Source organism: Bordetella pseudohinzii, from assembly GCF_000657795.2.
GTDB lineage: Bacteria > Pseudomonadota > Gammaproteobacteria > Burkholderiales > Burkholderiaceae_B > Bordetella > Bordetella pseudohinzii.
Window position 1 is genome coordinate 1 of the sequence record NZ_JHEP02000006.1, and the last position, 25781, is coordinate 25781.

At 67.4% G+C, this 25781-nt stretch carries 24 protein-coding genes; 17 read left to right on the forward strand and 7 right to left on the reverse strand.

The genetic code is table 11. The features are described from left to right. Window positions 1–628: 628 nt before the first annotated feature. The 16 genes from L540_RS09270 (at window position 629) to rfaE2 (ending at window position 14032) form a co-directional block, all read left to right on the forward strand. Window positions 629–1375 carry an ABC transporter permease gene (locus tag L540_RS09270; RefSeq protein WP_231584768.1) on the forward strand — a complete coding sequence of 249 codons (747 nt, stop codon included), beginning with the start codon at window positions 629–631 and terminating at the stop codon, window positions 1373–1375. Between the two features lies 1 nt (window position 1376). Then, entirely contained in the window at window positions 1377–2096 is a 720-nt protein-coding gene (locus L540_RS09275) for an ABC transporter ATP-binding protein (protein WP_043210056.1), read from the forward strand. 17 nt (window positions 2097–2113) lie between these two features. Next, on the forward strand, window positions 2114–2353 hold the full coding sequence (locus L540_RS09280; protein ID WP_043210054.1) for an acyl carrier protein: 240 nt from the start codon (window positions 2114–2116) through the stop codon (window positions 2351–2353). Continuing rightward, window positions 2353–3441 carry a ketoacyl-ACP synthase III gene (locus tag L540_RS09285; protein ID WP_043210052.1) on the forward strand — a complete coding sequence of 363 codons (1089 nt, stop codon included), beginning with the start codon at window positions 2353–2355 and terminating at the stop codon, window positions 3439–3441. Before L540_RS09280 ends, L540_RS09285 begins: the two co-directional genes overlap by 1 nt. Next, window positions 3413–4042, forward strand: coding sequence for a hypothetical protein (locus L540_RS09290; protein ID WP_043210051.1), 630 nt, complete (start codon window positions 3413–3415; stop codon window positions 4040–4042). Before L540_RS09285 ends, L540_RS09290 begins: the two co-directional genes overlap by 29 nt. Next, window positions 4039–4752 (forward strand): SDR family NAD(P)-dependent oxidoreductase, encoded by a 714-nt coding sequence (locus L540_RS09295; RefSeq protein ID WP_043210049.1) that lies wholly within the window; start codon window positions 4039–4041, stop codon window positions 4750–4752. Before L540_RS09290 ends, L540_RS09295 begins: the two co-directional genes overlap by 4 nt. After that, the gene (locus L540_RS09300; RefSeq protein ID WP_043210047.1) at window positions 4749–5351 is read left to right on the forward strand and encodes a PglD-related sugar-binding protein; all 603 of its coding nucleotides are present in this window, start codon (window positions 4749–4751) and stop codon (window positions 5349–5351) included. Before L540_RS09295 ends, L540_RS09300 begins: the two co-directional genes overlap by 4 nt. Beyond that, a complete protein-coding gene (locus L540_RS09305; protein WP_082149596.1) occupies window positions 5348–6631 on the forward strand; it encodes an aromatic ring-hydroxylating oxygenase subunit alpha in 1284 nt (427 codons plus the stop codon). The genes L540_RS09300 and L540_RS09305 overlap by 4 nt, the downstream gene beginning before the upstream one ends. Continuing rightward, complete coding sequence (locus tag L540_RS09310) at window positions 6628–7791, forward strand: aromatic ring-hydroxylating oxygenase subunit alpha (RefSeq protein ID WP_043210045.1); 1164 nt, start codon at window positions 6628–6630, stop codon at window positions 7789–7791. Before L540_RS09305 ends, L540_RS09310 begins: the two co-directional genes overlap by 4 nt. A gap of 5 nt (window positions 7792–7796) precedes the next feature. Then, a complete protein-coding gene (locus tag L540_RS09315) occupies window positions 7797–8429 on the forward strand; it encodes an acyltransferase (RefSeq protein ID WP_043211019.1) in 633 nt (210 codons plus the stop codon). Next, window positions 8416–9018, forward strand: a complete 603-nt coding sequence (locus L540_RS09320; RefSeq protein WP_082149597.1) for a sugar transferase — start codon at window positions 8416–8418, stop codon at window positions 9016–9018. The genes L540_RS09315 and L540_RS09320 overlap by 14 nt, the downstream gene beginning before the upstream one ends. Beyond that, window positions 9015–10166 (forward strand): DegT/DnrJ/EryC1/StrS family aminotransferase, encoded by a 1152-nt coding sequence (locus L540_RS09325; RefSeq protein ID WP_043210044.1) that lies wholly within the window; start codon window positions 9015–9017, stop codon window positions 10164–10166. Before L540_RS09320 ends, L540_RS09325 begins: the two co-directional genes overlap by 4 nt. 80 nt (window positions 10167–10246) lie before the next feature. Beyond that, window positions 10247–10888, forward strand: a complete 642-nt coding sequence (locus L540_RS09330) for a ubiquinone biosynthesis accessory factor UbiJ (RefSeq protein ID WP_043210042.1) — start codon at window positions 10247–10249, stop codon at window positions 10886–10888. Continuing rightward, a complete protein-coding gene (ubiB, locus tag L540_RS09335; protein WP_043210040.1) occupies window positions 10885–12438 on the forward strand; it encodes a ubiquinone biosynthesis regulatory protein kinase UbiB in 1554 nt (517 codons plus the stop codon). Before L540_RS09330 ends, ubiB begins: the two co-directional genes overlap by 4 nt. Window positions 12439–12621: 183 nt before the next feature. Further along, on the forward strand, window positions 12622–13509 hold the full coding sequence (locus L540_RS09340) for a ferritin-like domain-containing protein (RefSeq protein ID WP_043210038.1): 888 nt from the start codon (window positions 12622–12624) through the stop codon (window positions 13507–13509). A 34-nt stretch (window positions 13510–13543) separates the two neighbouring features. Further along, entirely contained in the window at window positions 13544–14032 is a 489-nt protein-coding gene (gene rfaE2 / locus L540_RS09345) for a D-glycero-beta-D-manno-heptose 1-phosphate adenylyltransferase (protein ID WP_043210036.1), read from the forward strand. Between the two features lie 8 nt (window positions 14033–14040). On the opposite strand, the gene L540_RS09350 is transcribed toward rfaE2, so the two are convergent. The 6 genes from L540_RS09350 to L540_RS09375 all read right to left on the reverse strand — a co-directional run bounded on the left by L540_RS09350 (window position 14041) and on the right by L540_RS09375 (window position 20801). After that, complete coding sequence (locus L540_RS09350) at window positions 14041–15372, reverse strand: TolC family outer membrane protein (RefSeq protein ID WP_043210033.1); 1332 nt, start codon at window positions 15370–15372, stop codon at window positions 14041–14043. Between the two features lie 4 nt (window positions 15373–15376). Beyond that, window positions 15377–16057 (reverse strand): protein-L-isoaspartate O-methyltransferase family protein, encoded by a 681-nt coding sequence (locus L540_RS09355; protein ID WP_043210031.1) that lies wholly within the window; start codon window positions 16055–16057, stop codon window positions 15377–15379. Between the two features lie 76 nt (window positions 16058–16133). After that, window positions 16134–16976, reverse strand: a complete 843-nt coding sequence (gene thiD, locus L540_RS09360; RefSeq protein ID WP_043210029.1) for a bifunctional hydroxymethylpyrimidine kinase/phosphomethylpyrimidine kinase — start codon at window positions 16974–16976, stop codon at window positions 16134–16136. Then, on the reverse strand, window positions 16973–17770 hold the full coding sequence (locus L540_RS09365) for a thiazole synthase (protein WP_043210028.1): 798 nt from the start codon (window positions 17768–17770) through the stop codon (window positions 16973–16975). Before L540_RS09365 ends, thiD begins: the two co-directional genes overlap by 4 nt. Window positions 17771–17931: 161 nt before the next feature. After that, complete coding sequence (locus L540_RS09370) at window positions 17932–18810, reverse strand: ABC transporter substrate-binding protein (protein WP_043210027.1); 879 nt, start codon at window positions 18808–18810, stop codon at window positions 17932–17934. Between the two features lie 44 nt (window positions 18811–18854). Further along, window positions 18855–20801, reverse strand: a complete 1947-nt coding sequence (locus tag L540_RS09375) for a TonB-dependent receptor domain-containing protein (protein ID WP_043210026.1) — start codon at window positions 20799–20801, stop codon at window positions 18855–18857. A 339-nt stretch (window positions 20802–21140) separates the two neighbouring features. On the opposite strand from L540_RS09375, the gene metH reads away from it, so the two are divergent. Next, window positions 21141–24917 carry a methionine synthase gene (gene metH, locus L540_RS09380; RefSeq protein WP_043210024.1) on the forward strand — a complete coding sequence of 1259 codons (3777 nt, stop codon included), beginning with the start codon at window positions 21141–21143 and terminating at the stop codon, window positions 24915–24917. Window positions 24918–24930: 13 nt separating this feature from the next. Here the strand turns inward: metH and L540_RS09385 are convergent, their stop codons facing one another. Then, on the reverse strand, window positions 24931–25698 hold the full coding sequence (locus L540_RS09385) for a class I SAM-dependent methyltransferase (RefSeq protein ID WP_043210022.1): 768 nt from the start codon (window positions 25696–25698) through the stop codon (window positions 24931–24933). Window positions 25699–25781 lie beyond the last annotated feature (83 nt).

A 25781-nucleotide genomic window follows, 5' to 3' on the forward strand; every position in this document is an offset into this window, starting at 1 on the left:
GGACAGGACAGGACAGGACAGGACAGGACAGGACAGGACAGGACAGGACAGGACACTTGCGTCCGCGCCCGCCGCGGTCAACCCGCTGCCTGACGGGCGCGCCGTCCGTTTCACTCGCTTTTCTCCGCCGGCCGCGCCGGCGGCGCGGCGCCATTCCACCGGCGGGCGCCCGCCCATTCCCATCTTTCCCCACACCCCCAACCATGCGCGCCGCGCGGCCTCCGCTTTGCGGCCGCGGCCAGCGTGGCCAGGCAGCGCGCGGCTGTTCTCTCTGAGGTGGCTTTCCATGAAGAAAGACGACACTCGATGGCTGCATCGAGGCGCTTCTCCTCGCCTGTAATGCTGCGCGTGTGAGCGCGCGCGGCGGCATGGCCAGGCATCGCGATCGATGCCAGCGTAGGCAACGCCATCCGGGGCCTCCGGCAGGCCTGTCCGGAACTTTCTTTCAACCCGGTGAGGCCTTGATCGGGGAGTGCAAAGGAAATCGGCTCCGGGCGCCGTGCGGACGGCCGACAGACGCTGTGTGTCCTCGTCTATAGACTCTGCGTTCGTATTGATCGCCGCCTGCAACCAGGCGATTCGTGGAGGTCTGTGAGTGAAGCCGAGGGGCAAGAGGTGTCTACGCTATATGTGCAACGCCCTGCATTTGAGTTGGGTCGATGTGCGTACGCGCTATCGCAAAAGCGTCCTCGGGCCCCTCTGGCTGACGCTGGGCAATACCGTTGCCATTGTCGGTTTCAGCGCCGTATGGGCGCAGTTGCTGCGCGTGAACCGCGCCGAGTTCGTGCCCTCCCTGACAGTCGGCCTGGTGTTCTGGCAATACGTCTCGGGCTGTCTGAGCCTGGCGGTCACGGCCTACACGCAGAACGCCGCCGTCATGCGTAATCTGCGTGTGCCGGTGTGGTTTTTCGTCGCGCGCTTGCAGGGCTATCAACTGATCAACCTGGCGCACAACCTTCTGCTGGTCGCCGCCGTGCTGGTCTTCTATGGCGCCCGCCCGACCCTGGGGCTGGCCTGGTTCCTGCCCGGCCTTGCGCTGGTGGTGATGATCTGTGCCCTGCTCAGCCTGGCGCTGGCCGCCCTGGGGGCGCGCTACCGCGATGTGCGCTATGCCATCGAAGTCAGCTTGCCGCTGCTGTTTTTTGTCAGCCCCGTGCTGTTCCGGCCGGAAAGCCTGGTGAGTCACTATATATGGTTCAACCCGGTTTCCTACCTCATCGAGTTGGTGCGCGTGCCCCTGTTGTCCACGCTGGGCGGCCCCTTGCATCCGCCCGGCTGGGTCTACGAGGGCGCGTTGGTCATCCTGGCGGCCATGTCGCTTGTCTGCGCCGCGATCTATTGGCGCAATCCGCGCCGCATCTTGTTCTGGATCTGACATGGCGCTTATCCGGTTCGAGGGCGTGTCGCTCACCTATCCGCTGTTCGATCTCCAGGCCTCTTTTCTGCGCAACCAGATCGCCAAATGGCTGTCGCTGGGCCTGTTGCGCGGACGGGGCGGACAGGTGCGCAGCATCACGGCCCTGCGCGATGTCGATCTGGAGATCGGCATGGGCGACCGGGTCGGCCTCTATGGCCACAACGGCGCGGGCAAGAGCACGCTGCTGCGGGCCATGGCCGGCGTCTACGCGCCCCAGCGCGGCCGGATCGTGGTCCATGGCCAGGCCGCGATGCTCTTCGATATCGAGGCCGGGCTGGATCCCGAGTTGAGCGGACGCGAGAACGTCCTGAACCTGGGACTCATCATGGGCCTGTCGGTGGCGCAATGCCGTGGCATCGCGCCCGACGTCCTGGCCTTCAGCGGCCTGGACGAATGGCGCGATGTGCCGGTGGGGGCGTATTCCAGCGGGATGCGCATGCGCCTGCTCTTCGCCGTGGCGACCGCCGTGACGCCGGAGATCCTGCTGCTGGATGAATGGTTCTCGACCGGGGATGCCGAATTCCAGGAGAGAAGCCTGCGGCGCTTGCAGCAGATGATGGATCGCACGCACATCACGGTGCTGGCCTCCCATGACCGCCAGCTGCTGCGCCGCTACTGCAATCGCGTGTTCGTGCTGGATCGTGGCTGCCTGCAGGAAGTCGCACCGTCATCGTTGTAGTTATTTCGAGGAAGACAATGAAAAACACCAGTCTGGAAGAATTTATCGAGTCGTTCTTGACGGCCTGCGATTTTGTCGAAGACGTGCGCGTGACGGGGCAGAGCCGTTTCGACGAAATGGCCGACTTCGATTCCCTGGCCATGCTGGGCGTCATCATCATGATGGAGGCCGAGTACGGCCGGCCGGTGACGGCGGACAAGGTCTTCACGCTCGGCACCGTCGGGGCGCTGCATGCCTATGCTCAAGGAGCGGCTTGATGGCTGTCGTGCGTCTGGATCATGTGGCCTTGCGCGGCATCACGACCGTGGTTCCGGGCGGGCGCCTGGACAACCTGGCGGTGCCGCAGGAGCAGTTGGCGCAGCGCGAGCGCCTGGTCAGGAATGTCGGCGTACGCTGGCGACCGTATTGCGACGAAGGAATGATCTTCTCCGACCTGGCGCAGCATGCGGCCGAAAAACTGATCGCGGGACTGGGCTGGGACAAGGCGTCCATCGATGCCCTCATCCTGGTCACCCAGTCGCCCGAGTTCCTGATTCCGGCGACCGCCATCATTCTGCAAGACAGACTGGGCCTGCCAGAGACCACCGCCGCCTTCGATATCAACCTGGGCTGCTCCGGCTATACCTACGGAATTTTCAATGCCGCCGCACTGGTGGGCGAACATCGCTTTCGCCGCGTACTGGTGCTGGTGGGCGACCAGGCGGCGTCCAACGACGGCCTGGACAACGGGCGCGACATTCTATTTGGCGATGCCTGCACCGCGACCGCGCTGGAGTTCGACCCCCAGGCGAAACCGCTTTATTTCGAGGGGTTTTCCGATGGCTCGGGCTATGAGGCCATCATCATCCCGCATGGCGGCAAGCGCTATCCGCCCGGCGAAGACAGCCGCCGGCCCCGGCTATGCGCCGACGGCGTGCAGCGCCGCCCCGACGATGTCTGGCTGGACGGTCCGGCCATCCTCAGTTTCTCGACCTTGCGCGCGCCCCAGGCGATACGACGCATGCTGGATCATCTTGGCTCGGAGGTGGCCGATGTCGATTACTTCGTCATGCACCAGGCCAATCGCATGATCAACAACACCATACGCCAGAAGGTCGGCGGGTCGCCGGCGCAATGGCCATCCTCGCTGGAGCAATACGGCAACACGAGTTCGGCCAGCATTCCGGTGACGATATCCAGCCAGTTGAGCGCCGCCGCCCAGGAGCGCAGCCTGCGCTGGCTGTGGTGCGGTTTCGGCATCGGCTTGAGCTGGGGCACGCTGTCTCTGCAGACCGAGCCCTTCTATGCGCCCGCGCCCTTCGTTCTTGAGCATCGCTATGATTTCCAGCCGACTCGGATTTCGTGAGCGCCGCTATCTGGCGTTGGGCGGCGCCGCCAGTCCGGCAATGCAGGCCGCGCGCCGGCTGCTGGGCCTGGGCGCGGTGATGCACATCGCCAGCGCCGATGCCTTGGCGCCCGAGCTGGAGGCCTGCCGCATCGGCGCGCGCGCCCAGCCGGACGCCGCCGAGCTGGCGCGCGGCTTGGGCGGCATGAGGCTGCATGGCGCCGTGATCGCCGCGGCGTCAGGCGGGCCGATGGGCCTGTTGGACGGCGACGCGGCCGAGTGGGAGGACGCCATGGCGCGCGGTTTCCTGGCGCCCTTGCGGCTGGTCAGGGGCTTGCTCGCTGGCGGCGGCCTGGCGGCCGGCGCGTCGCTGGTCTTTTGTCTGGCCGATGAGGCGGCAGGCGACCTGGCCGCCGCGGCGGCGTCGGCCGCCTTGCAGCAGGCCTTCTTTCACGGCCGGCGCGAGCTGCTGCAGGCCGGCGTGCGGGTCAATTTCCTGGCCGGCGCCGACCTGGAGTCGGGACCGGTGCTCTTTCTGCTCAGTGATGCCTCGCGCTGGATGACCGGCAGCCTCATGGTGGCCGACCAGGGCCGGGGTTTGCGCAAGGTGCCTCTGTCATGAGCGCCGCGCCTTTCATGTCCCTGGAGGGCAAGCGCCTGTGGGTGGTGGGCGCTGGCTCCGATATCGGCAAGGCGGCGGCCCGGCATGCCCGGGCCCTTGGGGCCAAGGTGCAAGGCGTGGCCCGGCAGCCGCAGGACGATCCCGCCGTGGCGGTGGCCGACCTGCTCAATGACGAAGATCTCAAGCGCTGCCTGCGCGAGCTGGAGCATCCGCTGGACGGCATGGTGTTCTGCATCGGCCACGCGCTGCTCGTGCCGGCCCATATGCTGGGCCGCGATGCCGTGCGCCGCGTCATGGAGATCAATGTGGCCAGTTTCATCGCCGTGCTGACGGGTTTGCTGCGGGCGCGCAAGCTCAAGGCCGGCGCCTCCGTGGTGGTCTTGTCCTCCATCAGCGCGCACACGGCCACGGAGGGCGTGGCGCCCTATGCGATGTCCAAGGCTGCGCTGTCGGCGGCGGTGCGCAATATCGCCCTGGAGCTGCAACGCCGCGAAATCCGGGTCAATGCCGTTTCGCCCGCCATGGTGCGCACCAAGATGACGGCCAGCGGCGATGTCTTCAGCCTGGATGAGATGGCGCGCGAACGCTATCCCATGGGTGTGGCCGCGCCCGAGGATGTGGCCGCGCTGGTGCTCTTTCTGCTGTCCGACGAGGCGCGCATGTTCACCGGCTGGGACACGCTGATGACCGGCGGGGTGGTCGAAGTATGACGCCACGCATCTGCCTGCTGGGCGCGGGAGGGCTGGCCAGGGAACTGCAGGCCTGGCTGGGATGGCGGGTCGTGGGCTTTGTCGACAGCCGCGAGGCCATGCAGGGCCAGACCGTCGCCGGCTTGCCGATATTGGGCACGCCGGACAACGTGGCGCTGGACGAAGAGCGGGAATTCCTGTGCGCGGTCGGCAGCCCCCAGCTCAAGCGCCGGCTGGCCGCCGGCATCCTGGCGCGCGGCGGCCGGATGCTTTCGTTGCCGCCCCGAATGCTGGGCGGCCGCAGCGAGTTCGGCCGGTCCTGCGCGCTTGACGGGGTGAGGATCTCGCCGGATTGCCGGGTGGGCGACCATGTCCATATCGCCGCGGATGTGGTCATGGGACACGATTCGAGCATCGGCGACTACTGCCATATCGGCGAGGGCGTCTTCATCGGCGGCGAGTGCGTGATCCAGGACGATGTCGTCATTCACCCCCGGGCCTGCATCGGCCGCGGGGTGGTCGTGGGCCGGGGCGCGGAGATCGGCATGGGCGCCATCGTGATCCGGGACGTCCCGGCCGAAGCGGTGATGCTGGGCAATCCGGCAAGGAGGGTGGGATGAAGGAAGCCGTATTCCAACCGCAGTGGTATTGCGATGCGCGCTATGCCGAACTGGAGCGCGAGCATGTGTTCGAGAAGCTCTGGCTGACCGCCGGCTTTACCTCCACCCTGAAGAAAAGCGGGGACTATTTCACGCTCGCGGTCTATGGCCGGGAAATCGTGGTCCATCGCCTGGGCGAGGAACTGGTCGCTTACCTTAACGTGTGTCCTCACCGTGGCGGCGTGGTCGCCACGGGCAAGCGCGGCAATACGCGCCCGGTCTGCAAGTATCACGGCTGGGCCTTTCGCAACGGGGCGGCGCTGACCGGGATCCCCATGGCGAGCGATTTCGAGGCCGACGAGGCTTGGCGCGACAAGTCCTGCGGGCGCGCGCTCAGGCGGGTGGCGATCCAGGTGGTCGGGCCCGTCATTTTTATCAATCTCAGCGAGAACCCCTTGCCGCTGGAGGCCCAGTTCAGCGAGGAGATCCTAGGCTGGATACGGCGCATGGGCACGACGTCGACGTCCATCCAGACGGATTTCAGGGGCGACTACAACTGGAAGCTCAACGCCGAAAACATCCGCGACGCGCTGCATGTGCTGTTCGTGCATCCCACGTCTTTCTCCGGCGTGATGCCCGACGCCCTGAACGTGCTCAAGCAGGATCGCGTCCTGCGTGTGCAGGAAACGCCCTTGCGGCGGTATGGGAGCTTCGGCGCCGAGAAGACCCCGGACTTGCGGGCGCTGTCTCTCATCACGGACAGCCATATCGACGAGGGGCAGTACTGGTATGACGCGCTGGTGGACCGCTGCATGCCGCGCGAGAGCTTTCTCCAGATCGTCCTGTTTCCGAACACCAATCTGTATTCCGTGGCCGGCCGCTACTACGGCATGCAGCAATACCTGCCGACCGGCCCATCCGATTTCCACTATCGACTGACACTGGCCATGCCGCGCATGCTGCGCGCCTTCGACGCCAGCGCGCTGCTCATCTCCATCGCCCGTTCGGAGCGCTGCGTCATCGATGAAGACTCGGTCATATTGAAGAAAGTGCAGGGCAATCTGGCGGCCCTGGCTGGCCAGGATTTCCGATTTTCCCAGGGTGACTATGAGAGGCCGCTGATGGATTTCATGAGGTACATGGCAGACAATATATATTCGAGTCGAGTCGAGTCGAGTCGAGTCGAGTCGAGTCGAGTCGAGTCGAGTCGAGTGGTGCGCCGTAATGCTGTCCAAGGCCGTGATGGCTGGCGGCGCCGGCCGCGCCGGGTTGGCGGCATGAGCATGGCGGCCCTGGCATGAAACAGGCCGTCTTCAAGCCGGAGTGGTATGTCAGCCCGGAGTATGCCGAGTATGAGCGGGTCCGCGTGTTCGAGAAGCTCTGGCTGGCCGCGGGCTTCAGTTCCGCCATCCGCAACAACGGCGATTATTTCGTCCTGATGATTCATGGCCAGCGCGTGCTGGTGCATCGGCTGGGCGATGAGATCGTGGCCTATGTGGATGCCTGCCCGCATCGCGGCGGGGTCATCGCCACCGCCGAGATGGGCAATACGCGCCCGGTCTGCAAATACCATGGCTGGGCCTTCCGCGAAGGCCGCGACCTGACCGGCGTGCCCATGGGCGCGCAGTTCGAGAACGACGCCGCCCTGAGGGACCGCTCCTGCGGCCGCCGCCTCAAGCCGCTGGCGGTGCATTGCGTCGGGCCGCTGATCTTCGTCAATCTCGACGAGCGGCCATTGCCCTTCGAGGAACAGTTCAGCCCGGAACTCATCGCATGGTTCGAGCGCATGGGGCAGACCTCGACCATGATCCAGCTGGGTTTCAAGTGCGATTACAACTGGAAGCTCAACGCCGAGAATGTGCGCGATACGCTGCATCCTTTCTTCGTGCACGCCGATAGCTTCTCGTCGGTGCTGCCGGCGGCCGTCGAGACCTTCAACCAGGATCGCATGGTGCGTTTGCACCCGACCGCGGACGAGGACTACGCCCGCGATGAAACGCCCCCGCCGGCCCTGCGTGAGCTGAGTTTTGTCTGGATGCCCGAGTTCGACGAGGGCAGCTATTGGTATGACGGCCTGCTGCGGCGTTCCCTGCCGCAAGACCGCTTCGTGGACATGCTGCTGTTTCCCAATACGAATCTTTATTCGGTGGGCGGGCGCTATTACGCCATGCAGCAGTATCTGCCGACGAGCGCCACGACCTTCGACTACCGGCTGAGCATCGCGATGCCGCAGATGCTGCGGCGCTTCGATGCCCAGCCGCTGCTGACCTCGATCGCGCGTTCGGAGCGCCACGTCATCGATGAAGACAGCATCATCCTGCGGCGCGTGCAGCAGAACCTGGCCGCGATGTCGCAGCGCCGTTTCCGTTTCACGCAGGGCGACTACGAAACCCCAATCATGCAGTTCATGCGCTACATGGGCGAAGTCGTCTATCAAGAGTCCCAAGCTGACCACCGTTGACCTTCATGCAGATCATTCTTGCGCAACCCTATCTTCCCGGGCTGGTCCGTCGCTACATCGCCCGGTTCCCGGAGGCGTCCGTGCGGACCCTGGATTGCCTGCCGAATCTCGGACCCGACCCGGCCGCCATCGCCGAGCTGGAGTGCCCGGATGGGGAGGGCCTGCTGTTTGGCGACGGCATGTTTTCCAATTCGCCGCGCACCGCGCTCTTCACGCGCCTGAAGGCGCTGGGCGTATCCCTGGGCAGCGCGGTGCTGGACGGGGCGCTGGTGAGCGACGATGCGCGCATCGGCAGCGGCGCCGTGCTCTACCCCCATTGCGTGGTCGATGCGGGCGCGGTGATCGGCTTTAACACCATCATCGGCCCGGGCGCCGTCATCGAGGACGGCGTCAGCATCGGCAATCACTGCTTCATCGGCGCGCATTGCGTGGTCAAGCGCGGCAGCGAGGTCGGCAGCGGCAGCTACCTGGCCGACGGCTGCGTGGTGGGCGGCGTGCACGGCTACCGGGGAGAGACGACCGCGGTCAAGCTCGGGCGGGGCGTGGTGGTCTATGACACGCTGGCCATACGGCAGGACGTCGAACCCGGCGTCATCCGCGATTCCCTGGTGGGGGACGAGATCCGTGTCCTGCGTTAGCGGTCTGGCGCGGCGCGCCCTGGCGCTGGCCCTGCTCATCCTGCTGGCGCCCTTGCTGGCGCTGCTGGCCCTGGCGCTGGTCCTGACGCAGGGCCGGCCAGTCCTGTTCCGGCAGTGGCGCGCCGGCCTGATGGGCGCGCCTTTCCCGCTGTACAAGTTCCGCAGCATGCGGGCGCCGCGCTTCGATGGCGAGCCGGACGCGGCGCGGTTGACACGCCTGGGGCGCTGGCTGCGGCGCAGCAGCCTGGACGAGCTGCCTGGTTTGTGGAACGTGGTCCGCGGCGAGATGAACTTCATTGGCCCGCGGCCCTTGCTGCTGGACTATCTGCCGCGCTACAGCCCCGAGCAGGCCCGCCGGCACCTGCTGCGGCCCGGCATGACGGGATGGGCGCAGGTCCATGGGCGCAATGCGCTGGATTGGCCGGCGCGCCTGCGGCTGGATGTCTGGTACGTGGACCACGCCAGCTGGCGGCTGGATCTGCTCATCCTGTGGCGGACGCTGGGGATCGTCCTTGGCGGGGCGGGCATCGGTTCGCCTGGCCAGCCGACGGGAGAGGAATTCAGAGGATCGGACGGAGGCAAGTCATGAGCTGGCCGGTTTATGCCGCGGACGAGATCGCGGCGGTGGCGGATGTGCTGTCGCGCGCGCAGGGCAATGCCTGGTCCGGGCCGGACGTGGCGGCCTTCGAGCAGGCCTATGCCGCCCACCTGGGGCTGCCATACGCGGTCGCGCTGGCCAATGGCACGGTGGCGCTGGAGCTGGCCCTCAAGGGCCTGGGGATAGGCGCGGGCGACGATGTGCTGGTGACGGCCCGTTCTTTCGTGGCTTCGGCCAGCGCCATCGTGGCACTTGGCGCCCGTCCGATCTTCGCCGACGTGGATGCCGACAGCCAGAACGTCACGGCGCAGACCCTGGAGGCGGCCCGCACGCCGCGCACGCGGGCCGTGGTGCTGGTCCACCTGGCCGGCTGGATGTGCGAGATGGACGGCATCCTGGCCTGGGCGCGCGAGCATGGCATCAAGACCGTGGAAGACTGCGCGCAAGCCCATGGCGCGAGCTATCGGGGCCGGCCGGCCGGCAGCCTGGGCGATGCCGCGGCCTGGTCGTTCTGCCAGGACAAGATCCTGTCCACCGGCGGGGAGGGCGGCATGGTCACCACCGCTTCCGAGACGGTCTGGCGTCGCGTCTGGAGCCTGAAAGACCACGGCAAGCAGCCCGGCAGGCCGCGCGGCGCCGGCCCCGGCTTTCAATGGGTGCATGAGGATTTCGGCGGCAATGCCAGGATGACGGCGATGCAGGCCGCCATCGGCCGCATCCAGCTGGGCAAGTGCGCCGGCTGGGTGGCCGCGCGGCGCGAGCGGGCGCAGGCCTTGATGGATGCCGCGGCGCGCTATCCAGCCTTGCGCGTGCCGCGCCCGCCGGCCCATATCGGCCACGCCTATTACCGCTGCTATCTCTTTGTGCGCCCGCAGGCCCTGCGTGCCGGCTGGACGCGCGACGCGCTGCTGGCGGCCTTGCAGGCGCGCGGGGTGAGGGCCTTCCAGGGCTCCTGCCCCGAGATCTACCGCGAGGCGGCGTTTCGCCGCGCGGGTCTCGCGCCGCCCGCGCCGCTGCCGGTGGCCCGCGAACTGGGCCTGACCAGCCTGGCCTTTCCGGTGGATCCGGGCGTGGGCCCGGACGAAGCGGCGCATCGCCTGCGCGCGCTGGATGCCCTGATGGCGCAGGCCAGCCGCTAGGCCGTCCGGGCCGGCCGCGCCTTAAAACGGTAAACTCCCGGAATGCTCGCCCAGCGGGTGCGTCCGTCTTTTTGTCCTAGATGCTGCCATTTCCCGTCCTGCCCACTCCCGCGCGTGTCGCCCTGCGCGTCCTGAACACCTTGCTTGACCGCGAGGCCTGGGCGCGCGAACGCCTGGTCCGCCATAGCGGCAAGACCCTGCGTTTCGCGCTGGGCGGCTTCGGCGCGGCCCTGACCATAGACAGCGAGGGACGCCTGCAGGAGGCCGATGCGGCCATCGTGCCCGATGTGACGCTGTCGGCCGTGCCCGAGCGTTTCAGCCTGCTGCGCCTGCTGCCCGGTTCGCCCCGGCCGGACTTCGCCGACGTCACGCATATTTCAGGCGATGCCGCCCTGGCGCAGGTGGTGGCCGATCTGGCGCGCGACCTGCGTTGGGATGCCGAGGACGATCTGGCCCGCGTGGTGGGCGATATCCCGGCCATGCGCCTGATGTCGGGCGCGAAAGCCGTGCTGCAAGGCTCGCGGCAGGCCGCGGGCCGGCTGGCGGGCAACGCCGCCGAATACCTGGCCGAAGAGAGCGGCATGCTGGCCGGCAGGCCAGCCCTGGAGCAATGGCGCCTGGATCAGGCCGATCTGGAGCGCGAGACGCAGCGCCTGGCGCGCTCGGTCGCCGCCCTGCAGGCCCGGCTGGCGGGCCTGGCGGCCGGGAGCGCGGGTTCATGATGACTTTCCTGCGCCTGCTGCGCATCATCGTCGTGTCGCTGCGATATGGCCTGGACGAGCTGGTGCTGTCCAGCCTGAACCACCCATTGGCGACCTGCCTGCTGCGCGTCATGCGTCTGGGCACGCGGCCGCGCGCCCCGCGCGGCGAGCGCCTGCGCCGGGCGCTGGAGTCGCTGGGGCCCATCTTCGTCAAATTCGGGCAGGTGCTGTCCACGCGGCGCGATCTCATCCCCGCCGACATCGCCAACGAATTGGCGCTGCTGCAGGACCGGGTGCCGCCTTTCCCCTCGGCCCAGGCGGCCGCCTCCATCGAGGCGGCGCTGGGCGCGCCGCCCACGCAGCTGTTTGCGCAGTTCGAGACCGATCCGGTGGCCTCGGCGTCCATCGCCCAGGTGCATTTCGCCGTCCTGCATGATGGCCGCGAAGTGGCGGTCAAGGTCTTGCGGCCCGGCATGCGCGAGGTCATCGAGAAGGACATGGCGCTGCTGCGCATCGTGGCGCGCGTCATCGAGCGTCTGGGCCCGGACGGCCGGCGGCTCAAGCCGCGCGAGGTGGTGGCCGAGTTCGACAAGTATCTGCACGATGAGCTGGACCTGGTGCGCGAGGCCTCGAATTGCAGCCAGCTGCGGCGCAATTTCAGCCCGGAGTCGGGCCGCGGCGACATCCTGATCGTGCCCGAGGTGATCTGGGAGTTCACGGCCAGCACCGTCTTCACCATGGAACGCATGTACGGCGTGCCGGTGGGCCAGATAGACCGCCTGCGCGCCGCCGGCATCGACATCCCGACGCTGGCGCGCAGCGGCGTGGAGATTTTCTTCACCCAGGTGTTCACGGACGGCTTTTTCCATGCCGACATGCACCCGGGCAATATCTACGTCTCCGATAACCCGGCCACGCTGGGGCGCTATATCGCCCTGGACTTCGGCATCGTGGGGTCGTTGTCGGAGTTCGACAAGAATTATCTGGCGCAGAATTTCCTGGCCTTCTTCCGCCGTGACTACCGGCGCGTGGCGCAACTGCATATCGAATCGGGCTGGGTGCCGCCCGACACGCGCGAAGAAGAACTCGAAGGCGCGGTGCGCGCCGTCTGCGAACCCTATTTCGACCGGCCGCTGGCCGAGATCTCGCTGGGCCAGGTGCTGCTGCGCCTGTTCCAGACCTCGCGGCGCTTCAATGTCGAAATCCAGCCTCAGCTGGTGTTGTTGCAGAAGACCTTGCTCAATGTCGAAGGCCTGGGGCGGCAGCTGGACCCCAACCTCGACCTGTGGAAGACCGCCAAGCCCTACCTGGAGCACTGGATGCGCCAGCGGGTGGGTTGGGACGGCCTGAAACGCAGCCTGGCCAAGGAGGCGGTGCAGTGGTCGCAGATGCTGCCGGCCATGCCCCGGCTGATGCACGACTATCTGAGCCGCCCCAATGTCTCGCCCCAGATGCTGGCCGAGATGCAGCGCCTGCGCCAAGCGCAGGAGCAGGGCAATCGCCTGGTGGCCGCGCTGACCGCGGTGCTCGCCGTGGGGATCGCGGTGGCGCTGTGGGCGCTGACGAGATAAGGCGGTGCAAGTGTTGTAAGCCTCGCACTGTCATAGCTTCGTCATCGCGCTGTCACGACAGCTTCGTGTTGGCGGGCGATAACTAGACCATTCCTATAAACCTGTGGAACAGGGGAGACCGGGACTTGAGCGTCTCTCCCACACCCTGAGCTTCTCAGCGGGAAATCCAAAAAAGGGCGACTCATGCTTTATCCTGAACTCTTCAAGACCATGGAAGCCGTGCGCTGGAACATGGCGACCGACATTCCCTGGGACGATTTCGACCGCAGCAAGCTGTCCGAGGAACAGGCCTTCACCATCAAGATGAATGCCATCACCGAGTGGGCGGCCCTGCCCGCCACCGAAATGTTCCTGCGCGACAATCGCGGCGACAGCGATTTCTGCGCCTTTATGTCGGTGTGGTTCTTCGAAGAACAGAAACACTCGCTGGTGCTGATGGAGTACCTGCGCCGTTTCCGTCCGGACCTGATGCCCACCGAGGAAGAACTGCACAAGGTGCGCTTCGAGTTCGATCCGGCTCCCGAGCTGGAGACGCTGATGCTGCACTTCTGCGGCGAGATCCGCCTGAACCACTGGTACCGCTGCGCCGCCGACTGGCACACCGAGCCGGTCATACGCGCCATCTACAAGACCATCGCCCAGGACGAGGCGCGTCATGCCGGCGCCTATCTGCAATACATGCGCCGCGCCCTGCACGACCGCGGCGACGCGGTCAGCGGCGATGCGCGCCAGGCCTTTGCCAAGATCGGCGTGCTCATGGCCTCGGCCGGCCGCAGCAACCAGGCCATGCATCCGACCAATCTGCACGTGAACAAGGCCTTGTTCCCCAATGACACGGTGCAGTCGCGCCTGCCCGAGCCGGGCTGGCTGGAGCACTGGCTGGACACCCAGATCCGCTTTGACGGCCAATGGGAAAACAAGGTGAGCAGCCGCATCCTGCACATCTTGTCCAAGCTGCTGGACAGCCCCTTCGAGAACGTCAAGGACCTGAACCGCTACCGCAAGGAGCTGGCCGGCCGGCTGGCGCGCTCGGTGCGCGGCGAACCCGAAGGCGTGTTGGTCGGGGTCTGAACGGCCGGGCGGCGGGAACCGCTACAATCCCGCCATGTCCCAAGCCCGCTTCGAATCCAAGATCTATGCGCGTGCAGACCTGGCGGCCGCCGTGGCCGCCGGGAAGTTCCCGCGTCCGCTGGTGTTCACCAATGGGGTGTTCGACCTCCTGCACCGGGGGCATGCCACCTATCTGGACGAGGCGGCCCGCCTGGGCGCCTGCCTGATCGTGGCCGTGAACACCGACGCTTCGGCGCGCCGCCTGGGCAAGGGAGAAGAGCGGCCGCTGAACACCGAGGCCGACCGGGCGGCGCTGCTGGCCGCGCTGCAATGCGTCGATGCGGTGACCGCGTTTGACGAAGACACGCCCGAAGCGCTGATCGCCGAATTGCGTCCGGACATCATCGTCAAGGGCGGCGACTACGATATGGAAAAACTGCCCGAGACCGCGCTGGTGCGCGGCTGGGGCGGCCGCGCCGTGGCCATCCCCTTTCAGTTCGAGCGTTCGACCACGGCGCTGGTGCGCAAGATTCGCGGCGCCTGAGGCGACGTTCAGGGCGGGGGCAGGCGCAGCAGCCGGTTGATGGCGTCCAGGTCGGTTTCGGCCAGGACGCCGCTGGTGGCTTTCAGGCGCAGGCCGTCGAGCAGGGTCTGGTAGCGCGCCCGCGCCAGGTCGCGCTGCGTGGCGTAGAGCTGCTGCTGGGCATTGAGCACATCCAGGTTGATGCGCACCCCCAGCTCATAGCCGGTCTGGTTGGCCTGGACCGCGGCCCGGCTGGAGGTTTCCCCGGCTTCGAGCGCGCGCACCCGCGCCAGGCCCGTGACCACGCCATTGAAGTACTGCCGGGCGCCGCGCAGCGCTTCCCGCTTGGCGGTCTCGTAGTCCTGGCGGGCTTTTTGTTCCAGTTGGACTTTTTCTGTTACCTGGGAGGAGATACCGCCGCCGGCGTAAAGCGGGATGGACAAGGTCACGCCGACGGTGTTTTCGATGGGCCGGCCGGGGCCGGTGCCCTTGAGCGCGCCGTCGGTGGCGCTGCCGCTGGAGGCGCGCAGATTGAGCGTCGGATAGTGGCCCGAGCGCGCGATTTCGATATCGCGTCCGGCGATGCGGGTCTGCAGCTGGGCGCGCAGCACGTCGAGCGAGGCGCCCTGGGCTTGGTCGGACCAGTCGGTCAGGCGGGCGGGCTGGGGCATGGGCAGCGCCACGCCCGCGGGCAGCTCGGCCAGGGCGCCGGGCGGCTGGCCGATGATCTTGGCCAGGATGTCGCGCTGGGTCTGCACCTCGTTTTGCAGGCGCAGCTCCTCGGCCAGGATCAGGTCATAGCGGGCCTGGGCTTCGTAGGTGTCGGTGATGGTGGCATTGCCCAGTTCGAACTTGCGCTGGGCGGCCGCCAGCTGTTCGGATACGGCGGCCTTTTCGGCCTCGGTGGCCGTCAGCGCATCCTGGGCCCCCAGGATGCCGAAATAGGCATCGGCCACCCGCAGCAGCAGCCCTTGCAGGGATTGCTGCAGCTGGACCTCGGCGTCGGCCACGACCAGCTTGGATTGCTCGAAACGCTGCCAGCGGCCCCAGTCGAAGAGGGGCTGGGTCAGGACGAGATCCCAGGTGCCGCGTCCGCCGCTGCTGTCGTAGGCCAGGCCGCGCGTGCTGCGTGCCTCGTTGTAGACGCCGCCGGTCTCGCCGCTGACCAGGGGCAGCAGTCCGGCCCGGGCCTGGGGCAGTTTTTCGGTATTGGCCCGGTAGGCCGAACGGGCCGCGGCATAGACCGGATCATGGGCCAGGGCGTCGCGCCAGACCTGCATGAGGTCCTGGGCGTGCGCGCAAGCGCCGGTTGCCGCGGCGCAGAACAGAGTCAGTACTGCCGCAACGGACCGGACGCGCATTCGTTCAGAATTTGAAGTGCGAAACGGCGGTGCCGCGCAGGGGTTTGATGACGGTTTCGAAGAGCTCCACCGTCTCGAAGCTGGCGGCGGTGGTGCGGGTGATGCGACAGGCCGTCATGACGGGGGCTTCGCCCACGATCACGACCAGGCGGCCGCCCACGCGCAGCTGGTACTTCAGCGCGTCGGGCACGACGGGCACCGAGCCGGTGACCAGGATGGCGTCATATTCGGTCGAGCCCCAGCCATTGCGGCCGTCGCCGGTTTCGATCTTGACGTCGGTGATGTTGTTCAGCTGGAGGTTCTGCTGCGCGAAGGCCACCAGGCGGCTGTCGATCTCCACCGTGGTGACCTGCTGGGCCAGATGGGCCAGCAGGGCGGCCTGGTAGCCCGAGCCGGTGCCGATTTCCAGCACGCAGTCCGTGGGCTGCAGCTGCAGCTCCTGGGCCAGGCGGGCTTCCATCTTGGGCGCCAGCATGTTCTGGCGGGTGTCCACGGCGTTGATTTCGAGCGGCAGCTCCAGGTCGGAGAAGGCCAGGGCGCGCAGGGCCGGCGGCACGAACTGTTCCCGGCGCACGGCGAACAGGGCATCCAGGACGCGCGGGTCCAGGACATTCCAGGGGCGGATCTGTTGCTCCACCATGTTGAAACGGGCTTGTTCTACGTCGGGCAGGGTTGAAGCGTTCATGACGGCTTGAAAAAAAGATAGACAGTGAACTAACAGATCATTGTACCGGCTCCCCGCGGCGGGGCGGCCTGCGGGATTACCACCAAGCGTGGAAGTGGTGCACCGGGCCGTGGCCAGATCCCACCGACAGGCGGTCGGCCTGGCGGATGGCCTCGGTGAGGTAGGCCTTGGCGCGGCGGGCCGCCTCCGGTACGTCCCCGGTTTGCGGCAACAGGGCCGCCAGCGCGGCCGACAGCGTGCAGCCGGTGCCGTGGGTGTTGGCCGTGTCGATGCGCCGGCCTGGCAGCTCCAGCATGCGGTCGCCGTCGTGCAGCAGGTCCACGGTTTCGCTGCCGGGCAGGTGGCCGCCCTTCAAGAGCACCCAGCGCTGGCCGGAATGGGCCAGCTTGTTGCGCAGCTTTTCGGCCACGCGGCGCATTTCCTTGATGGTCTCGACCGGGCGTTCTTCGAGCAGCACGCCGGCTTCGGGCAAATTGGGGGTGAGCAGCGTGGCCTGCGGCAGCAGCGACTCGCGCATGGCGCCGACGGCGCCGCGTTCAAGCAGCAGGTCGCCGCTTTTGGCCACCATGACCGGATCGAGCACGACGTGGGCCGGCGTCCAGCGCGCCAGTTTTTCGGCCACGACGCGGATGACCGGCTCCTGGCCGACCATGCCGATCTTGGCCGCATCGATGCGGACATCGGCGAACAGCGTGTCGATCTGCTGGCCGACGAAAGCCGGGTCGACCGGCAGGATGCCCGTCACGCCCTGGGTGTTCTGGGCGGTGAGCGCGGCGATGACGGCGCAGCCATAGGCGCCCAGCGCGCTCATGGCCTTGACGTCGGCCAGGATGCCGGCGCCGCCCGAGGGGTCCACGCCGGCGATGGTCAGGGCATTGGGGATGCGGCGCGCCTGGGCCGATGCGGAGGTCGGGCTCATTTGGCGGGCGCGATCATGCCTTCGGTCGGCGAGGAGGGCGCGCCGCTGTACAGCTTGCGCGGCACGCGGCCGGCCAGGAAGGCCTCGCGGCCGGCCTGCACGCCCTTCCGCATGGCGCTGGCCATCAGCACCGGATCCTTGGCGCCGGCGATGGCGGTATTCATGAGGACGGCGTCGCAGCCCATTTCCATGGCGATGGCGGCGTCGGAGGCCGTGCCCACGCCGGCATCGACGATGACCGGCAGCTTGGTCTGGTCGATGATCAGGCGCAGGTTCCAGGGGTTGAGGATGCCCATGCCCGAGCCGATCAGCGAGGCCAGCGGCATGATGGCCGACACGCCCAGATCCTCCAGCATGCGGCACTGGATGGGGTCGTCGGTGCAGTACACCATGACCTTGAAGCCTTCGTCGACCAGGGTCTTGGCGGCCTTCAGCGTCTCGGGCATGTTGGGGAACAGGTTGGTGGGGTCGCCCAGGACTTCCAGCTTGACCAGGTCATGGCCGTCGAGCAGTTCGCGCGCCAGGCGCAGGGTGCGCACGGCGTCTTCGGCCGTGTAGCAGCCGGCGGTATTGGGCAGCAGCGTGAAGCGCGACGGCGGCACGTAGTCCAGCAGGCTGGGCTCGCCGGGGTTCTGGCCGATATTGGTGCGGCGGATGGCGACCGTGACGATCTGCGCGCCGCTGGCATCCAGCGCGGCGCGGGTTTCCTCGAAGTCTTTGTACTTGCCGGTGCCGACCAGGAGGCGGGACGAGTAGCTTTTGCCGGCGATGCTGAGAAGGTCTGGTGAGTTCATGGCGATGCGGGAGGGGGCGGCGGGCGGGGGCCGGCCGCAAAACAAGCGATGCCCCAATGATAAAGCACCGGCCGGCCGGCCCGACCCTGGCGGCGGCCGGGTCTTTGCCTGGCCGCGCCTAAGCCGGCCGCGCCTAGCCGGCCGCGCCTAGCCGGCCGCGCCTAATGCCGTCGGGCGCGGTCGATCTGCTCGCACAGGGCGGCCGCGCTCTCGATCAGGCGGGGGCCCGGACGGTAGAGGGTGTCGGCGTCCACGGCATAGACGTGGCCGGCGCGGGCGGCGGGCAGGCCGGTGGCGCGCCAATCGCGTTGCAGGGTTTCGGCCTCGCGCGCCGAACTGACCCCGGCCACCACGGCGTCGGGGGCGGCGGCCAGCACGCCCTCGACGCTGACCTGGGCGGCCAGCAGCCGGGAGGCGCCGAAGACGTTGACCGCGCCGCACAGGCGCAGGGCGTCGCCGATGATGCTGTTGTCGTTGATGGTGTAGAGGGGTTGCACGCCCGCCTGGACGAAGACGCGCACGGGCGTGCCGTGGGCGTAGCGGCGGCGCAGTTCCCGCAGGCGGTCGCGCAGCCGCCGCGCCTCGGCCTGGGCGATGGCTTCGGTGCCGAACAGCCGGCCGAATTGTTCGATGGCGGCGGGGATGTCGTCCAGCTTGCGCGGATCGCTGTAGTAGATCGGGATCCCCCATTTGGCCGGCAGGCCGGCCAGCGTGCCGGTGGCCGAGGGCTGCCAGGCGATCAGCAGGTCGGGCGCCAGGCCCAGCAGGCGTTCGAGGTCGGGCTGGAAGGCGTCGCCCACGCTGGGCAGCGCGCGGGCGGCGGGGGGGTAGTTGCTGCCGCGCGCGGCGCCGGCCAGGTAGGCGCCGGCGCCGGCCGCGTAGGCCAGCTCGGTGGCGTGGGGAGTGAGGGCGATGGCCCGCCGGGCCGGGCCCGGCAGGGAGAGGGCGCGTCCGGCGTCGTCGGTCAGCGCGATGGGCTGGGCGCCGGCCGGCGGTCCGGCCAGCGCCCAGGCGAAAAGGAGGATACGCAGCACGTTCATGCCTGCAAGATGAAGATCGCGCCGCCCATCCTACCCGTGCCGGTCTACATGCGCCAGGCCAGGTTCATGAACACCGTCGAACCCGGCGTGTTGTAGCCGCGCGCCAAGGTGTAGTCCTTGTTGAACACATTGTTCCAGCGCAGCTGGGCCGTCAGGTTCTTGCTCACGTCATAGGAGGCGGTGAGGTTGACCAGGCCGTAGCCGCCGAGCTCCTGTTTGTTGGCCGCGTCGTTGTAGCGCGAGCCGGACCAGAGATACTCGATGCCGGCGCTGGCCGGGCCGAAGCGCTGCTCGGCGCTGGCGCGGTAGATCTGGCGCGCGCGCTGGGGCAGGACGTTGCCGCTGTCGCGGTCGTGCGGGTCCTGGAAGTCGGCGCTGGCCCGCAGCGTGGTCTGACCGAAGCGCTGGCTGCCGGTCAGGGTGACGCCGCGCAGCTCGGCGCGGCCGATGTTCATGGGCGACCAGAGGAAGGAGCCGTCATTGCGGTCGGCCCAGACGATCATGTCCTTGACGCGATTGCGGTAGGCCACGATGCCGGCGGCCGTGGTGTCGTCGGCGTAATTCAGCGAGAGTTCGATATTGCGCGAGCTCTCCGGCTTCAGGTCGGGGTTGCCCACCGTGCCGCCATCGTTGCGCCAATACAGGTCATTGAAGGTCGGCGCCCGGAAGCCCGTGCTCGCGCCGATGCCGGCGCGCAGGTTCGGGGTGATATCGAAGCCGTATTCGGCGCCGCCGGTGACCTTGCCGCCGTACAGCGTGTTGTGGTCGCTGCGCACATTGAACTGCAGGTGGTGGCGCTCGAAGCGGGCGCGGTATTCGCCGAAGAAGGAATTGGTGATGCGCGAGTCCACGCCGTAGCCGGCGATGGAAGGCGGCGCGGGCCAGGGGGCCGAGGCGTCGTAGAGATCGCCATCGACGCGCTGCTTGAGGAATTCGTAGCCCACCGTCACGGTCTGGTCGGCGGCCACCTGGAAGTCGTTTTGCCAGGTGTATTGCTCCTGGCGGGTGCGAAAGCGCGTCCGGCCGTCTTCCGGGTAGCCATAGGTGCCGGGCGCCACCAGGTTGCGCTGGGTGTCGTTGCTCTGGCTCAGACGCAGGGTGCTGCGCCACCAGTCGGTCAGCTGGTTGGTGCTGCTGAGCGTGTAGAGGTTGATGATCTGGCGTAGGCGGTCGTCGTATTCGTTCATGGGCGGCATGCCGCCGCCGGCGTCGAACTGGCCGTTGAGCTTGCTGTGATAGAAGTCGAAGGCGATTTCCTGGCCGGGCTTCCAGGTGTAGCCCAGCGAGCCCGACACATTGTCCTGCTCGTAGCCGTCGCGGTCGGCGTTGTAGCCCCAGTTGGGCGCGCCGCCCACGGTCTTGGCCGTGGCGTTATAGCCGCGGCTGCGGCCATAGCCGGCATCCAGCGCGTAGCGCCAGCCGTTGGCGGCGCCGTCCAGGCCCACGCTCACGCGGCTGGTGTCGTGCGTGCCATAGCCCGCATTGCCGTGTACGCTCAGGGGGCGGTCGCCGCCGCCCTTGCGCGTGATGATGTTGATCACGCCGCCGATGGCGTCGGCGCCATAGAGGCTGCTGGCCGTGCCGCGCAGGATCTCGATGCGCTCGATGTTGTCCAGGGGCATGCCCTGGAAGTCGCCGGCGCCCAGGGTGGCGGTGTTCATGCGGCGGCCGTCGACCAGCAGCAGCGTCTGGTTGGCGTTGGCGCCGCGCAGAAAGACGCTGGTGGCCGTCTGCGGGCCGCCGGTGTGGTTGATTTCCACGCCCGGCTGGCGCTGCAGCAGCTCGGCCACGCTGCTCTGGCCGGCGCGCTCGATGGCGGCGCGGTCGATCACGCTGATGTCGCCGAGGGCGTCTTTCTGGTCTTGCTGGGTAAGGCTGCCGGTGACCACGACGGGTGCGAGCACGGGCGTGGCGGCTTGTTGGGCGCCGGCGGCCGCCGGGGCGGCCATGGCGAGGACACCGGCGTAGCGCCGGAGGGAGCGGGTTTTCATTGACAGGCTCTCGGTTGACGCGCGACCCCGCACGTCGTTCTCGGGATAAGGGCCGCCCCGGAGAGGGGGCATGCCCGGCTAGCGAACCGGCCGGTGTCGGGCTGCCACGGCGAGAACGCCGTGGGGACCGTTGCGGGGGCAGCACAGGCTGGGCGGCCGCCTTGCGGCGGCATGGCCTTCCTGTTTCCCGTTTAAATCTTGCGCGCGCCCTGGGGCGCCGAAAGTACCGGTTCGGGGTCGGAACTGTATCACCGTCCCGCCCGAGTCAAGCCCATTTTGTTACCATCTAGTGTTCATTTCGGGCGTTTTTTGCCTTTTTCGCCACACTGGGACCTCGTTGTGTCTTATCCCCGCATGCCTTATCCGCTGTCCGCCTACACGCGCGGCGCCGATTTCGTTCGTCTCCTGGGCGAGCGCATCCTGATACTGGATGGCGCCATGGGCACCATGATCCAGCGCTACAAGCTGAGCGAGGCGGATTTCCGCGGCGAGCGCTTTGCCGAGCACCACAAGGACCTGAAGGGCGACAACGAGCTGCTGTCCCTGGTGCGGCCCGAGGTGATCTCCGAGATCCACCGCCAGTACCTGGAGGCGGGCGCCGACGTCATCGAGACCAATACCTTCGGGGCGACCTCCATCGCCCAGGGCGACTATGACCTGCCCGAGCTGGCCTATGAGCTGAACCTGGCCTCGGCCCGGCTGGCGCGCCAGGCCTGTGACGCCTACAGCACGCCCGAGCGGCCGCGCTTCGTGGCCGGCGCGCTGGGCCCCCAGCCCAAGACGGCCTCGATCTCGCCCGACGTCAACGACCCGGGCGCGCGCAACGTGACATTCGACCAATTGCGCCTGGCCTATGTCGAACAATTGAACGGCCTGCTCGACGGCGACATCGACATCGTGCTGATCGAGACCATTTTCGACACGCTCAATGCCAAGGCGGCCATCTTCGCGGTCGAGCAGGTCTTCGCCGAGCGCGGCGTGCGCCTGCCGGTGATGATCTCCGGCACCGTGACCGACGCCTCGGGCCGCATCCTGTCGGGGCAGACCGTGGAGGCCTTCTGGAACTCCGTGCGCCATGCGCGCCCGGTCACCATCGGCCTGAACTGTGCGCTGGGCGCGGCCCTGATGCGCCCCTATGTGGCCGAGTTGTCCAAGATCTGCGACACCTATGTCTGCGTCTACCCCAATGCGGGCCTGCCCAATCCCATGGCCGAGACCGGTTTCGACGAGACGCCGGCCGACACCTCGGCCCTGCTGGAGGAGTTCGCCGCCTCGGGGCTGGTCAACATGGCCGGCGGCTGCTGCGGCACGACGCCGGATCACATCCGCGCCATCGCGGACAAGATCGAGCGCCTGACGCCGCGCGTGGTGCCCGAGGTGCCGGTCAAGACCCGCTTGTCGGGCCTGGAGCCGCTCAACATCGACGAAGACACCCTCTTCATCAACGTCGGCGAGCGCACCAACGTCACCGGCTCGAAGATGTTCGCCCGCCTGATCCGCGAAGAGCAATACGACGAGGCCCTGGCCGTGGCGCGCCAGCAGGTCGAGAACGGCGCGCAGATCATCGATATCAACATGGACGAGGCCATGCTGGATTCGGCGGCCTGCATGCACCGCTTCCTGAACCTGATCGCCTCCGAGCCCGACATCGCCCGGGTGCCCATCATGATCGACAGCTCCAAGTGGGAGGTGATCGAGACGGGCCTGAAGTGCGTGCAGGGCAAGGCGGTGGTCAATTCCATTTCCATGAAGGAGGGCGAGGCGCCTTTCCGCGAACACGCGCGCCTGTGCCGGCTGTACGGCGCGGCCGTGGTCGTCATGGCTTTCGACGAGCAGGGGCAGGCCGACACGCTGGAGCGGCGCCGCGAGATCTGCGGTCGCGCCTACCGCATCCTGGTCGAGGAAGAAGGCTTCCCGCCCGAGGACATCATCTTCGATCCCAATGTGTTCGCCGTGGCCACGGGCATCGACGAGCACAACCACTATGCCGTCGACTTCATCGAGGGCACGCGCTGGATACGCCAGAACCTGCCGCATGCGCGGATCTCGGGCGGCATCTCCAACGTGAGCTTCTCCTTCCGCGGCAATGAGCCGATGCGGGAGGCCATCCACACGGTCTTCCTGTATTACGCCATCCGCGAAGGCCTGACCATGGGCATCGTCAACGCGGGCCAGCTGGGCGTCTACGCCGACCTGGATCCCGTCCTGCGCGATCTGGTCGAGGACGTCATCCTGGACCGCGCCGAGCCCCTGGGCAAGCAAGCGGCCGATGACGAGCGCACGCCCACCGAGCGCCTGGTGCAGTTCGCCGACACCATCCGCGGTTCGGGCGCCAAGAAAGAAGAAGACCTGGCCTGGCGCGCCAAGCCGGTCGAGGAGCGGCTGGCCCATGCGCTGGTGCATGGCATCACGGCCTTCATCGTGGAGGACACCGAAGAGGTCCGCCAGAAGATCGCCGCGCGCGGCGGGCGTCCCATCGAAGTGATCGAAGGCCCGCTGATGGACGGCATGAATGTCGTGGGCGACCTGTTCGGCGCGGGCAAGATGTTCCTGCCGCAGGTGGTCAAGTCGGCGCGCGTGATGAAGCAGGCCGTGGCCCATCTCATCCCCTTCATCGAAGAAGAAAAACGCCAGATCGCGGCCTCCGGCGGCGATGTGCGCGCCAAGGGCAAGATCGTCATCGCCACCGTCAAGGGCGATGTGCACGACATCGGCAAGAACATCGTCTCGGTGGTCTTGCAGTGCAACAACTTTGAAGTCGTCAACATGGGCGTCATGGTCCCGTGCGCGCAGATCCTGGACAAGGCCAAGGAAGAAAACGCCGACATCATCGGCCTGTCCGGCCTGATCACGCCCAGCCTCGAAGAAATGGCCTATGTGGCCTCCGAAATGCAGCGGGACCCTTATTTCCGCGAGCGCAAGACGCCGCTGATGATAGGCGGGGCCACCACCAGCCGCGTGCACACGGCCGTGAAGATCGCGCCCAACTACGAAGGGCCGGTGATCTATGTGCCCGATGCCAGCCGCTCGGTGGGCGTGGCCACCAACCTGATGTCCGACCAGGCGCAAGCCTATCTGGACGAGCTGGCGCAGGAGTACGAAGACGTCCGCCGCCGCCATGCCAACCGCAAGGCCACGCCGCTCATGCCGCTGGCCGAGGCGCGCGCCGCGCGCCCGCAGATCGATTGGGCCCATTACACGCCGCCGCGCCCCAAGTTCATCGGCCGGCGCGCCTTCAAGAGCTACGACCTGGCCGAGATCGCGCGCTACATCGATTGGGGCCCCTTCTTCATTACCTGGAGTCTTTTCGGGGCCTTCCCGGCCATCCTGGACGACAAGGTCGTGGGCGAGCAGGCGCGCAAGGTCTACGCCGACGGGCAGGCCATGCTCAAGCGCATCATCGAAGGCCGCTGGCTGACCGCCAACGGCGTGATCGGCTTCTACCCGGCCAACCGGATCAATGACGAGGATATCGAGGTCTACCGCGACGAGACCCGCAGCGAGGTTCTGTTCACCTACCGCAACCTGCGCCAGCAGGGCGTCAAGCGTGAAGGCGTGAGCAACAAGAGCCTGGCCGACTATATCGCGCCCAAGGACAGCGGCAAGCTGGACTATATCGGGCTGTTCGCGGTCACCGCCGGCCTGGGCATCGAGAAGAAAGAAGCCGAGTTCCAGGCGGCGCTGGACGATTACTCCAGCATCATGCTCAAGTCGCTGGCCGACCGGCTGGCCGAGGCCTTCGCCGAATGCCTGCACGCGCGCGTGCGGCGCGATCTGTGGGGCTATGCGGCCGACGAGCAGCTCGACAACGAGGCGCTCATCGCCGAGAAGTATGTCGGCATCCGCCCGGCGCCCGGCTATCCCGCCTGCCCGGAACACGTCGTCAAGACCGATATGTTCCGCGTGCTGGAAGCCGAGGACATCGGCATGGAGCTGACCGACAGCTACGCGATGTTCCCCGCCTCCAGCGTCTCGGGCTTTTACTTCAGCCACCCCGAGTCGCAGTACTTCAATGTGGGCCCCATCGGCGAGGACCAGCTGGCCGATTACGTGGCCCGCAGCGGCCGGACCGAAGAGGACGTGCGGCGAACCCTGGCGCCCAACCTGGGCGGCTGAGGGCGCCGGCCTCTCAAGGCTTGACGACCACGATGACGGCGTTGTCGCTGGTGAAGGACCCGTCGTCCTGGATCTCGAAGTGCGCCTTGACCGGCCGCGGCGCGATCGCGGCCATCTCGCGCAGCGCGCGCACCAGGGCGTCGGGCGTGCGCATGCGCGCCACCCAGGACGAAAACTCCAGCGGCAGGCGGCGCAGGGTCATGGTTTGCAGCACGAAGCCGGCGTCGGCCAGCATGGCCAGCCATTCGGCCTGCGAATAGTCGCGCACATGCGAGGTGTCGCGCAGCACCTCGATGGTCTGTATCCAGGTGTCGAGCAGGGCCTGGCCGGGCGAGACCACGTCGGCGAAGACGGCCACGCCGCCCGGCTTGAGCACCCGGCGCGCTTCGCGCAAGCCCAGGCCGGGGTCTTCCCAGTGGTGGGTGGAATAGCGGCTCATCACCAGGTCGAACTCGCCGTCGCCGAACGGCAGCTGCTCGGCCTTGCCGCGACAGGTGCGCAGATTGTCCAGGCCGCGCTTGGCGGCCTCGGCGGCCACCACGTCCAGCATGGATTGCGACAGGTCGTAGGCCACCACCTCGGCCGTCAGCGGCGCCACATTGAAGCTCACATGGCCGCCGCCGCAGCCCAGGTCCAGCACGCGCGCGCCGGGGTGGGCGGCCGCGATGCCGGCCATCTGTTTCAGGTCTTCGCCCTGGGCGTGCACCGCGCTGCTCAGATAGGCCGAGGCCTGGGGGCTGAACTGGCGTTGGACGGCGGCGTCGTGGCTGGGTGCGGTCATGGGGGTTCCTTTGTGCGCGGATAGGGGATGGCGGCTAAGATAGGCAATCCACAGTACCCGTACAAGACCATAGACTATCCTGG